This is a genomic window from Asaia sp. SF2.1 (genome assembly GCF_000505765.1).
Taxonomy (GTDB): Bacteria; Pseudomonadota; Alphaproteobacteria; order Acetobacterales; family Acetobacteraceae; genus Asaia; species Asaia bogorensis.
In genome coordinates this window covers 3,228-15,319 of the sequence record NZ_AYXS01000026.1, presented here as the reverse complement: position 1 = coordinate 15,319, position 12,092 = coordinate 3,228, and the positions used below count along the sequence as shown (strand labels likewise).

The following is a 12,092-nucleotide window of genomic DNA, read 5'->3' as shown; positions in this document are numbered from 1 at the left end:
TTTTCACGCTCCAAGCCTCACACGCAAAGCCTAGGTTTGATAGCGCAATCAATCTGCCCCCCATCGTGCCCTGGTGCTCTCGTGCTCTGGTTTCCTAGGTGATGGAAATGTGGCCGATGAGAACCTTCGCATGGTTCCCAAAGAGTGCGAGACAACGTCAGGTGGTTTGGGCCCTCGTCAAGTTTGGTACTCCTCGCACGGTAGAGCTTGGCTAGATCAGGCGACAGGGCCGGTGTGAAAGTTTGGACCTGTGTCGCAGCATCGCATTGCCGCTTACGCCGTGCTTTCCAAGCGACCAATTCGGCTTCTGTGGTTCGGTTGCAGATCCCTGCCCTGATGGCGGTCGTCACGTTCGCGATTTTTCTTCCCGTCCGGGCGAGGGACGTTCGCAGATGGCGCACGATGTCTGCGACGCAGGAATCGATATATCATTGATAGACGGCAGAAACCGGAATATTGGCGCGGTATCCGTGCGGCTCAACCATCATCTGCGCGAGTGCGCTTGCCCCGTCTCAGGTAATGAAGCGACACCAGCTGTGACGACTAGCCTCACCGCCAAAGGTCGTGGCGCGCCAGTTTGAAACGCCGGCGACGCCTCCGCTTGATCAGACGGCTTTTGGTTTGAAAAGATGGAACATCGGGCCAGTCAGCAACGTGGAGATAACGGCCAGAACCATGAGCGAGGCAAAGGCAAACTCGGAGAGCATACCTTGCTCGTGGAGTATGGTTGCTGCGACGATTTCCATGAGACCCTTGCACTGGAGGAGTGCGCCAAGACCAAGTGTCTGACGCCTCGAAAGGCTGGACGAGGGCGGGAAGGCGTAGATCGAGCCAATCTTGGCGACGATTGATATGGCCACAAGCGAGAGAGAGGCAAGAACCGACGGCCAGGTAAGGGCGTCGCCATCGATACGCAGGCCACTATGACCGAAGAATAGCGGTGCAATCCAGATAAGGCAAAAGGTCGAGATCGCTTCGAACGGCAGACGCCTTACCCATGAGGGAGGCATAAAGGCTCCCGCGAAATACGCCCCGATCAATTCGTGTAAACCAAGCGTCATGCTGGCCCAGGAACCAAGGCTGAGATAGACTGGTACGACTGCCCAGATCAGGGCTTTTGACGGATTGCGGACGTGACGTGACGCGAGTGAGCCGACGAGACCGAGGCCAATCAGAAGGAGCAAGGCAACGCATTGCCTGAGACCCCAGCTGTGCATCGCTGACTGTCGTTCCGCAGCGAATTGCAGCAGTGCCAGACCAATCCATAGCGTCGCGTCATCGATTACGGCCAATTTCAGAGCGAGCTGCCCGATTGGCTTGTCTCGAACGGGCAACTCGCGAACGATGCCTATGAGGACCGGAAGCGCACTGACGGCGATACACAATCCGATGGAAGCCGCGCCAATGAGCGGGGAAACGGCTGGTGCATGCCAGCCCGGGAGTGGCAGAAAGAAGTAATAGACGAGTACCGTGCCGATGAGAAAGGGACCGCCCAGCGCCGAAGCTGCGCCTCCCAGGAGGCGAGGCAGGCTGGGTGCCGGTATCTGGCTTTCCCGGTTGTCGCCCTCAGGATGCTGCCACATTTCCATCCCCGCGGTAAAAGCGAGGACGAGAACTGCGACCCAGCCTATCGTATCACCGTAGAATGACGGGACGCCGACGGATTTGAGAGGCAGATGCCATACGGCGGCGAGAATGCCGATGAGGATCGGGATCACGGCAATGGGTATGGCGCGACCGAGCAGACGCCACAGGATCCAGGGAACACAGACGAATAAACCCAGATCCGCAATGAGCGCCGTAAAATCGTTCATACCTGTCCTTTCCGTTTCGCACGAAAAGATAGCTTAATACCTGAACCAAGGGAAATGATCACAAGGGTCGATGGTCCCCCCAGACGCATTATGTCTCGCAAACCTGGATGAAACGGTAAATCACATGCAGATTATTCCGCCTGTTGATACTGCTTGTCTTGCTCATAGAACTATAACGAGAAGAAGGGCGTCACACAGCCATGACATCTGACATAAAACAATATCGCCATGCCAAGGAAAGACTTTACGGTGGGACCCTGACAGTTCTCGGGACCGTTGTCTGGCTCATCCTGTTGGCTGCTTTCGTCATGGTAGCGCTTGTGCGCCCGAACGGTCTGGCCCAACTCGTGGTGATCGCTCTCTATCTCGCCGTGCTCGGCGCGATCAGTCTTGTCGCAGCAGCGCTTTATCGGGCCTATGCGCTTGGCAACATGGTCGCACTCTCCTCAAGGCAGTTCCCTGAACTCCATGCGACGTTTGCTGAAGTCAGCCAGAGGCTCGGCCTGCAAGAGGTGCCTCGTGCCTTCATCTACAACTCGCACGGTATCACAAACGCCTTTGCCATACGCCTGCTTCGTGGGCGCTATGTGTTCCTGACCTCGGCTATCATCGAGACAGACACAGATGCGCAGCTCCGCTTCATCATGGGTCATGAGATTGCCCATCATGTCCTGGGGCATCTTGATGGCTTCAAAACTTTCCTTCGTGCGCCGGCCTATCTGGTACCGCTCCTTTACCGTGCCTATTCGCGTGGACGCGAATATAGATGCGATGCCGTGGGCGCATCGATCCTGCCGGATTATCGTGACGGCGTAGGGGCTTTGCAGATGCTTGCCTGCGGAGCACGGCGTCTCAATACGTCAATGAACGCGGAGGCTTTTGCCGAGCAGGAGGCACAGGTGCCGGGTATGGCTGGCTTTATGGTGGAGATCATGTCTACCCATCCGCGCCTCACGCGACGCGTTTCACGTCTCATCGCGCTTTTCGCGACACCCGAACAGAAACACGGCGCTGTCTGACCCGTCGCGCTCTATAGACAGGCGTTATTGGGTTGGATGACACACGGGAAGTTCAGCAAGGGGAGGTGGTCCCCGTCTGGATAATGAGGGAGGCATTACGCCTCCCATACTTTCAGAAGGAGGCCTGCATGCTGACCGTGAAGGAGCGCGGCGCGCCGATCAGGACCTCGCTTGGATAGCTGGTATCGGCCCACTGCACGTAGTGCTTGTTGGCAAGATTATCGATCCGGCCATACAGGGTGATCCCCTTATAGACGTGCCAGCCAGCAAACACGTGCACAAGAGCATAGTCCTTGAGCGTAAGGGTGTTTGCATAGTCCCCCTTGCGTGCCGAGACGTAACGCATGCCCGTGCCCAGATCGAGCGGCAGGTCGAAAACGCTCGACCACACGCCCCATAGATTGGCCGTTACCGCCGGGACGTCCGGAACCTGATTGCCGCTCGCATCGGTCGAGGCATTCGGGAAGAATGTGCCGTAACGGGCATAGGTATAAGCCACATTTCCCGAAACGCTCCAGTGCCGGTCAATGCGCCAATCGGCCTGCCACTCCAGACCGCGCGATTTCTGGCTGCCGGCTAGCGAGACACTGTCCTGTCCGGTCTGGACCAGCACCCTCGTCCGACGGATATCGTAGAAGGACAGGGTTGTGACGAGCCGTCCCGAGAGAGCGCTTGCCTTGAGGCCAATCTCTCCCTGGCGCGAGTAACTCAAGCGGGAGAATTGCCCTCGATTGGCAAGGAAAAGGTTGGAGCCCGGTGGGTCTTCAGCCGTGGCATAAACCCCATACAGGCTCAGATTGGGCAACAGGTCGAAAACCGGACCTATGCGGAAATTGGCCGGATTGTAATGCCCCTTGAAGCTGGTGGACGCATTGAACTGGCCATTCTGGTTGAAGTTCTGCCTGTCGAGCGAAAGCCAGTCATACCTGAACCCTCCCACCAGCCGCAGCCTGTCGGTGATCGAGAGGGTATCCTCAAGAAAGAGGCCCGCTTCGATCATGGTCGTAGGAGATTTACGGTAGGGATACTCCCCGGCAAATGACCCGAGTGCGCCGCCGTCAGGGCTCGTCAGTGAGACGCTGTCGGCATAATCTGCATCGGGAAAGCCGCGATTGCGGATGAAGCGAATGTAGTAGGCATCTCCGCCGATCACGAGGCGATTGCGTAACCCGAACAGGGGATAATCGAAACGGGCATCGACACTGTCACCAAGCTGATGCTGGTTCTGATAGACATAGAAGCGATCGCGGCCGATCCGGCCGGGCATGATTGCCTGTCCGCTCGTATCAGTGGCGCCGGGTGACGCGATATAGCTGTAGGTCTCAGCATTGTCCCAGCGACGTTTGGCATAAAGGAAATAGGCCTTGTCATGCAGTGAGACGTGGTCGCTGGCAGCCCAGTCCAGATGCAGCGTCGGCGTTGCATTGACGGAGCTCGCCCGTGGGTTGGCCACGTTGTAGTTGCGCCACAGCGACGCGTGGCTGATGACAAGTCCCTGAGTTGAATGGAGCAGCCCACCAGCTGCGTCTTTTACAGCAGAGCCCGGTACGAGCGGCGCACCGTAATAGGTCGAGAGATTATCGGTCAGGTAATCGACGGTAAAACGTGCCGTGAACTTCGTGTCCGGATGCCACAGGAGCGTGGTGGTCCAGTCATTGCTGCGCGGGTTGGCGCCTTTGACATAGCCATCAGACGAGGTCCGGCTGAAGTCGCTTCGTATCGCCAGGGTACGGGTGAGGGGCACTGACCCGCCAATGCCTGCATTCCAGCTATTGAAGCTCCCGTAGGAGAGCAGGGCGTTGGCACGTACATGATCCATGTCCGGCGTACGCGTGCGCATATCCACGGTACCGCCGACGGCACCCTGGCCATAAAGAACGGAGGAGGGGCCTTTCAGGATCTCGACCGCCTCGAGGTTGAAGGCGTTGAGCGGCCGGTTCACCATGGTCGTGGGCCCGAAATAGAAACCATCGCGCAGGATCAGCACCTGATTGCCGCTGAAACCGCGCATCATGAGCTGGGCCGGGTTGCCGGGCGAGCCACCGGAGGTCACACCCGTTGCGAAATCGGCAGCATCTTCGGCATGCACATAGCCGCGCTGCGAGATGATCTTCTGATCAATGATCGAGATCGACGCCGGATTATGCTGGAGGCTGAGTCCGAGCCGGCCGCCTATGGCTGGGCGTGCCTTGAGGCCGGTACTCTCACCATGAGCCGTAATGTACTCGTCGTTGCTGCCTTGCTCCTGAGCGAGGGCAGCAGGTAAAAGCGGCAGAAGGCCAAGTGCAGGCGCGAGCGAGATGCCGGTCAGAAGACAAGCCCTGAGTGAGCGCATGGGGCGCATGTTATGTGTTCTATCCCGTGTTCACGTCACTACGATGGGCAGCGTTTCTCCTGCCACCTGCAGGACACCCCGCCCGCCGGTTCTCGTCCGTGACCCCGTGTGATGGCAGGTCTCCTGACTTGCGCGTCATGATGTGCGAACTGGCCTTCCCGGGGGGATAGTCCCAGTGGCTGAACCCTTGGCGGGTCCACGTTCGCACACTCTTCACCTACAGTTGCGGGGGCAGTCATGGCGTTCGACCATGTTCCCTTTTCATCCCGTCTCCGGGACACCATCGGACTGGACCCTAGCTTTCCGACCCGTGCTGTCAATGCTGCGCGGGTCCTGGTCTATAGTTTGGCTTTTCCTTGCGTCTATTTTGCGACAGCGCTGACAGGCTCGGGTGCGCAGGCGTGAGACGGCACAGACGTGCCCCACGCGCTCGGGAGCGAAAGGGTCGCGCCTTCATGAGGCCCTGTCCCTGTTCTGGCGACTATGGCTGTGTCGTTCTCGCTAACGATTACGCACGTCGTTTTCCCGAAGAGACAGGCTTTCAGGCCGGGTTCCCACGCCCGAAATGCGGGTCCGACCGGCTGGGCGATCCGTTTTCGACATGACCCGCGAGAGAGAGAACAAGCTTGCCCGAACGGGTGACGCAATCGACATGGTACCAGTGGTCACTCACGGCAACCGGTATGGTAAGGTGCAAAATCTGCCCCGGTTGTACGGAAAGGTCCTGTCGCTGCCCGGTGTAGTGATCGATAAGCGAGAGCACGACGGGCTCGTTTGCACCGGTCCCCTGTCCCGCGCAGTTTAAGGACAGATGCAGGCTGTTTCCGCTCGTCTGTGAAGTCAGGCCAATGCGGCTCTCGGGATCATGGAGACGGTAGAACCCGTTCGGCCCGTAGATCTCGACCGTGCCTGAGGCCGAACAGTGGAACACAGCCGTTGTCTTGCCTGCAGCGGTCAGATGTTGGCTTGCCTCACGCGTCTGACGGATACGAAAAACCACCCCCTGCTCGGCCGTGTTGGCAAAGACCAGTTTCGTCGGCGCATCGGCATGGCTTGTGACAGTGAAGCGATAAGGCAGAGCCCGGCTCGGGCGCTGACCGGCCTCCTGAAGGGGCAGGCTGCCATGCTCCGGTACGAGCGGGGGAGGGTGTGCACAGGAAATTCGTGTCTGGGGCAGATACGCGCTCGTATCAGGAAGAGCCACGGACCACTTCGCATCAGGCTTGCTGAAATCGAAGGCAGAGGTCAGATCGCCGCAAACCGCACGGCGCCAGGGTGTAATGGTCGGGCAGGGAACATTGAATCGCTGCTCCAGAAACCGGATGACCGATGTATGGTCGAAGACCTGTGAATTGACCCACCCGCCTTTTGTCCAGGGCGAGATGATCAGGGCGGGTACGCGGGGCCCGAGGCCGACCGGCTCGCCGTGATAGGCCTCACCGTCCGGAAGCTGGCCAGTCGCTGTCTGCGATGAGGGAACGGGCGGCGGTACATGGTCGAAAAACCCGTCATTCTCATCATAATTCAGAATGAAAACGGTCTTGGCCCAAATGTCAGGGTGTCGAACGAAAATGTCGATCAGCTTGGAAATCAGATGCTCGCCAAAGCCGGGCGGCGCTTCGGGATGCTCCGACAGGGCCGCCGGTGGGACGATCCACGACACTTGAGGCAGCGTTCCATCGACGATGTCCTTCTCGAAGGCCTCCAACAGGTAGCGCCCCTCCAGTTCGTGCATGTTCTCCTTGTTTGAGCCCGGCACGACAGCGCGCGCCTGACGATACCGCCAGTCCCGCTTGTCGAGATTACGGAACTGTCTGAAGGAGGCGAGGGGATTGTCGCCAAAATTGTCGTATTCCTGATAGAATTTCCAGCTCACCCCGGCTTCCTGAAGGCGCTCGGGATAGGTCGTCCAGTCAAAAGGTGTGAAGGCGGGATTGTCGTGCGCCATATCGGCCGACCAGTTGCCGTCATCGACATTCTCGACCGCCTGTTTGCCATCAGCGCCGACAGCAAGGCCGTTTGTACCGGTAAAGAAATAGAGGCGGTTGGGATTGGTCGGGCCGAAAATGGAAGCGTGATAGGCGTCGCAAATGGTGAAGGCGTCGGCGAGTGCGTAGTAATAGGGAATTTCCGCGCGGGTAAAATATCCCATCGTCATCGGGCTTTTATGGGGGACCCAGCCATCCCACTCGTTCCATGCGGCCTGGGTGCCTTTCCAGCTATGGTCAAGACTTTTGAGGCAGGCCGCCGAGGTATGGATCGTATCGAACAGGAAAGGCCATATGACCCGGCCTTTTGCGTCCTTCTGGGCAAAGACCGGGCTCCCATCCGCCTGCTTTTCGGCGCGCGGGTCGCCAAAACCACGCACGCCACGCATGGTGCCGAAGTAGTGATCGAACGCCCGGTTTTCCTGCATCAGGATAACGACATGCTGGACATCCCTGATCGTGCCGGTTTCACGATTGGCAGGGATGGCGAGGGCCTGACGCAGGTTTTCTGGCAACATGGTCCCTGCCAGCGCGGCAGCACCGAGATGAAGGAAATGCCGACGGCTGGGTTTCATGCTGACTGCTCCGGAACTCAGTTGAAGTGCTTGCGGATCGTGAAGAAAACCATGCGTGGGGCTGCAGCCTGAAGCGTCTGGAATGTGCCGGACGGATCGGAATTGATAAAGCCGTTGCTGCCTACTGTTGCCACATAGCGCTTGTTGAACAGGTTGGAGACGTTGATCTGCGTATCCAGACCGCGGAGCCAGAAATTGTGGCTCTTGAAGCGATAGCCGAGATTCAGGTTGAACACGTCATTGGCCGGCACATAGGCATCGTTCGTATAGGTGTAGTAACGACGATCCTGGATCTGCATGAGCACATTGCCCCAGATATGCCCGTCATCATAGCCAAGCTGCACATTGGCTAGATTGCGCGGCATGCCGACCACGTTCTTGCCCTTAATGGCGGCCGAGACCTTGCCATCAGCCATAACATCATCCTCATAGAAAGAGTTGTTGAAGGCATAGGAAGCGAAAATCGACCAGTTGGGCGCGAACTGCCAGTTTACGGCAGTATCGATACCGCGTGAGATCACCCCGCCGACATTCGACAGAACTGAGGCGTTACCCTGAATACCCACACCCTGCGTTACAGCCAGCAGGCGATTGCCGAATTCGACATAGTAGCCGGTCACGGTCGCCTGGAATGTCCTGGTGTGATAGCGGTAGCCAAGTTCTTCCGTGTTGGACATTTCGGGCTTCAGCTTGCCCTGAAGCGCCTGGAAACCGGCAACTGTAGTCGAGAACGGCCCCGAGGTCTGGGCGCTATCGAAAGCAGCCATGTTGCGCGCATAATCCACAAAGATTTCGTGGTTATGGTTGAACCGATAATTCGCACCGACCTGAGGCAGGAAGCCATTGGTAGCGTTGAGCGAGCCGGAGGGATAAGCCGTGGGCATGGGGGTGCCCAGATAGCTGCCATTCATGGCGCGTGCCGTGTTGTCCACGATCAGCGACTTGAAGCCGTAATTGACCTTCAGCTTCGGTGTGATCTTCCAGGTATCACCCAGATGGACCTGATAGGTCTTGGTGTTGAAGGCACTCTGCCATTGCGTAGCGAAGGCGTTGTCACGATACCAGTGGGTCGAGGAGGGTGAGCCATCCAGAGCCAGCGGGTAGAACCTGCGCGCCTGGTTGAAATTGTTGTTTTCGAACCAGAAGCCGCCTTCGATGGCATGGTTGGCAATCTTGTATGTCAGGCTGCCAATGAAACCGGCACGATGGATATCGTATTCTGTCGTGCGCGTGGATAGAGGGGAGCCACCAAGCTGTGCAGGTGTTGCCGTATAGGGCGTAACCCACACGCCTTCACCAGTGTTGGTGTGGCCATAACCCATGACATAGCCGGACAGGCGATTATTGACCCGGAAATCGAGCTTGCCATAGCCCATGGCGTCCTCGCGCAGGCCACCTGCGTTGTAGTAGACGGTATCCTGATTTTCGATGCCCTTGGGGAAGGCGGTGCCGTTCTGATAGGCATAGGCAATCTGCTTCGCGAGGGCGTAGTTGCCTGTGATATTGTCGAGATTATAGCCGTAGGTGTTGATCTGAGCGAGGGAGAGATCCTGATAGTCGTTCTCGGCGCGCTTAGACCAGTCACCAAAAACAGTCAGTTTCAAGTTGTCACCCAGTGGCTGCACGTATTTCGCATTGGCCTGGTCCTGGCGCTGCACGCCGTCACCCTTCCATTTATTCGCGTCCTGATGGTCATAGGACACATAGAACTTGCCGCCGCCCTTGAGCAGACCGCTATTGATGCGGGCAAAGGTCCGCCAGGTGGAGGCAGAGCCGATCGTACCGCTGACATCGGCGCCGAATTTGTCTGACGGATCGATGGAGGTGAATTGAAGCGCACCACCAAGGTCACTGGATGCTGCGACACCGACGGCCCCTGCGCCCTGCGTCAGCGTGGCGGGGCCGTTATTCTCGGTTTGCAAGGCGCGCCCGATGGAAAGCCCGTTATCATTGCCATAGGCCAGATCGCCCAGCGGGACGCCATCAAAGGTGAAGCCAAGCCGGCTCTGGTCAAAGCCACGGATGATGATCTGCTGCGACCATTCATAGGAGCCCAGCGGATCGGACGAGGTGAACATGACCCCCGGCAGTTTAGACAGCGCCTTGAACGGGCTCGTACCCGGTGTGTATTCCTGAATGGCCGTGCGGGAGATCGTCTGTGTTTCGCGGGCCTGACCAGCGCCAAGCACGATGATCGACTCAGGTGATTTTGCCTCGACTGAGGTTTTTGGCGTGACGGTAGGCGTGGCTGTACGCTTGCGGGCGGATTGAAGCTTTCGCGTTATTTTCGGCTCAGGCTGTGCCGCGTCACGCTGTGCAACCGTAACATTCTGGGCCATCGCCGCAGAATGCGCTGCGATAAGCAGGGCCGGAAGGCTGGCCGAGATAATGAGACGATGTCTGAGTTTCATTGAAAGGAGCCGTTTCGTCCGAGAGGGTCACGATGCGGCTGGTCATTATCGTGACAGGACGTGTCAAAGTATTATGGTTTTATTAAAATCAGATCGGAAACAAAACATTCATCACTTTGTCATATAGTAAATCCCCAACCTTAGTTGCGCTGTGTTGATTTCAGCGCAAGCGCTGTGACCAGAGCAAGCGCAATTCCCGTGATGTAGGCGATCAGATTGAGCCACGAGAATTGCTGCCCCAGCAGGAAATGTCCCACTCTATTGCGCCGAAGTGTTTCCAGAGCGTCATAATGAGCCAGCTTGATGCACTCGCTGGCGCCGGCCCCAGAGGCAGCAAGAAGGAGCGTGACCCTCAAGGATTTCCCACCTGTGAGCAGCAGGGCAAGGAACCAGAACATGGCCCCCCAGAGAATGGATCCGCTCCATTTCCTGAACATCGGAGGCAAGCCGAGAGGGGCGAGGCGACAGAACAGACCCAGCGTCATGACAAGCAGGCACAGCCCGAGTGAATGGAGACGTCCCGGAATCTCATGCCGGGGAGGGAGCAAATCTCTCTCTGCCAGTCTCACCGCCCTCCTGCCTCCACGGCGTTTTCGAGTTCTCGCGGACGATCCGGCCGCAAAAGCAGTGTGACCGTGATGAAAGCAACGTAGAGCAGCAGATACCACGAAACGAGTTTCTGGGGATGGACGACCCATGTAAAGTCACGCTTTGCGTAAAGCCATGTGCCGGTGAAGGTGCCGATATTTTCCGCAATCCACAGGGCTATACTTGAGAGGAAGGCGGCCAGAGGCAATGGCATTCGCCAGAACACATCGACGATCCGATAATGGATGACGCAGTGCCGGTAAAGAAGGACGGTTGCGAGGACGAGAAGCCAGCGCAGGTCCGGAAGGTAATGGTGCGTGAAGAAATTGGCATAGATGGCAAGCGCCAGGAGCAGTGAAAGCCTGAAATCCGGATAAGGCTCGAAGCGCATGTCGAACAGACGTATGACACGCGCCATGTAACTGCCTACCGAGGCATACATGAAGCCCGAAAAGAGCGGCACATGAAGGATCTTGAAGAAACCGGGCTCGGGGTAGGCCCATGATCCGGCGGACACCTTGAACCACTCCATGGCCGTGCCCGTGATATGGAAGGCAAGAATGATCAGGGCTTCTCTTCCGGTTTCGAGCCTTAAGAAAAGAAACAGGATCTGGGTCGCGATGGCGAACAGGAAAAGCGCGTCGTAACGGGTAATCACCCATTGGGGTGACCAGATCCAGTGTGAGACCAGAATGGCCGCCAGCATCAGCCCACCGAACAGGCAGGCCCAGCCCTGCTTGAGGACGAAGAGAACAAAAAGACCTGAGAAGCCGTGAAGATATTTTCTGACCAAACGCCCGAGTTTGTGCTCGAGATTGGCTGTTGCGCTGGCATCGGGTTGGGACGGGGCGTTCATGGCGCGGCTCCTTGTCGTTTGCCGCGCCATTGCCGCACCCCGAGCCCAAAGGCAAGAGGCGCATCCTCCGCTCTCAATACCTAGCGCGGCAGGCAGCTGCACTCAGCGGGAGAGAGCGAAATTGAGCCCCCCCATAACGGTCAGGCCCTGATTGGGAATGGTCGAGATCTGGCTCGTGTAATAGCGACGGTTGGTGATGTTATCAGCATTGATGAAAGCCTGAATCTGATGGGTGATCTGGTAAGAGCCGAACATGTCGAACACCACATAACCGCCCTGCTTGGGGTAGAGCGCCGTGCTGCTTGAGGGCCTGCCCAGAGTTTGCGTAGCGGCCCGAATACGGGCACCGAGCGAGAGCTTGTTGTCGAAAAGATGCAGCCCGACCGTCCCTGCCAGAACCGAACGTGGCGGCTTGGTGAGCATGGCGCCGAAGCCGGTGTAATCGGCGCGCGGCAGCTTTGTGGTCGTATTGGTGTAGGACAGCGTTGCAAAGACCAGGCGGTTAT

General features: G+C 57.7%; 8 protein-coding genes and 1 riboswitch. Of the genes, 1 reads left to right on the top strand and 7 read right to left on the bottom strand.

The genetic code is table 11. From position 1 onward, the window contains the following. Positions 1-605: 605 nt before the first annotated feature. Entirely contained in the window at positions 606-1,814 is a 1,209-nt protein-coding gene (locus P792_RS30995) for a cation:proton antiporter (RefSeq protein ID WP_023979245.1), read from the bottom strand. Positions 1,815-2,014: 200 nt separating this feature from the next. On the opposite strand from P792_RS30995, the gene P792_RS30990 reads away from it, so the two are divergent. After that, positions 2,015-2,833: a M48 family metallopeptidase gene (locus P792_RS30990; RefSeq protein ID WP_023979244.1), complete on the top strand. Its 819-nt coding sequence runs from the start codon at positions 2,015-2,017 to the stop codon at positions 2,831-2,833. Between the two features lie 112 nt (positions 2,834-2,945). On the opposite strand, the gene P792_RS30985 is transcribed toward P792_RS30990, so the two are convergent. The 6 genes from P792_RS30985 to P792_RS0119285 all read right to left on the bottom strand — a co-directional run. Next, positions 2,946-5,177 carry a TonB-dependent siderophore receptor gene (locus P792_RS30985; RefSeq protein ID WP_235075484.1) on the bottom strand — a complete coding sequence of 744 codons (2,232 nt, stop codon included), beginning with the start codon at positions 5,175-5,177 and terminating at the stop codon, positions 2,946-2,948. Between the two features lie 86 nt (positions 5,178-5,263). After that, positions 5,264-5,468, bottom strand: a riboswitch (cobalamin riboswitch). Positions 5,469-5,709: 241 nt separating this feature from the next. Beyond that, positions 5,710-7,731, bottom strand: coding sequence for a phosphocholine-specific phospholipase C (locus P792_RS30980; protein WP_023979242.1), 2,022 nt, complete (start codon positions 7,729-7,731; stop codon positions 5,710-5,712). Between the two features lie 17 nt (positions 7,732-7,748). Continuing rightward, the gene (locus P792_RS30975) at positions 7,749-10,070 is read right to left on the bottom strand and encodes a TonB-dependent receptor domain-containing protein (protein ID WP_152530228.1); all 2,322 of its coding nucleotides are present in this window, start codon (positions 10,068-10,070) and stop codon (positions 7,749-7,751) included. A 212-nt stretch (positions 10,071-10,282) separates the two neighbouring features. Further along, positions 10,283-10,690 (bottom strand): DUF2809 domain-containing protein, encoded by a 408-nt coding sequence (locus P792_RS30970; RefSeq protein WP_051395919.1) that lies wholly within the window; start codon positions 10,688-10,690, stop codon positions 10,283-10,285. A 17-nt stretch (positions 10,691-10,707) separates the two neighbouring features. Continuing rightward, positions 10,708-11,586 (bottom strand): DUF817 domain-containing protein, encoded by an 879-nt coding sequence (locus P792_RS30965; protein ID WP_023979239.1) that lies wholly within the window; start codon positions 11,584-11,586, stop codon positions 10,708-10,710. A gap of 102 nt (positions 11,587-11,688) precedes the next feature. After that, positions 11,689-12,092, bottom strand: a 404-nt coding sequence (locus P792_RS0119285) for a TonB-dependent receptor (protein ID WP_031241102.1), incomplete at its 5' end; no start/stop codon positions are given.

Coding starts and splice junctions, on each gene's coding strand:
- P792_RS30995 (WP_023979245.1), bottom strand. CDS start 1,814: ATGAACGATTTTACGGCGCTCATTGCGGATCTGGGTTTATTCGTCTGT.
- P792_RS30990 (WP_023979244.1), top strand. CDS start 2,015: ATGACATCTGACATAAAACAATATCGCCATGCCAAGGAAAGACTTTAC.
- P792_RS30985 (WP_235075484.1), bottom strand. CDS start 5,177: ATGCGCCCCATGCGCTCACTCAGGGCTTGTCTTCTGACCGGCATCTCG.
- P792_RS30980 (WP_023979242.1), bottom strand. CDS start 7,731: ATGAAACCCAGCCGTCGGCATTTCCTTCATCTCGGTGCTGCCGCGCTG.
- P792_RS30975 (WP_152530228.1), bottom strand. CDS start 10,070: ATGGCCCAGAATGTTACGGTTGCACAGCGTGACGCGGCACAGCCTGAG.
- P792_RS30965 (WP_023979239.1), bottom strand. CDS start 11,586: ATGAACGCCCCGTCCCAACCCGATGCCAGCGCAACAGCCAATCTCGAG.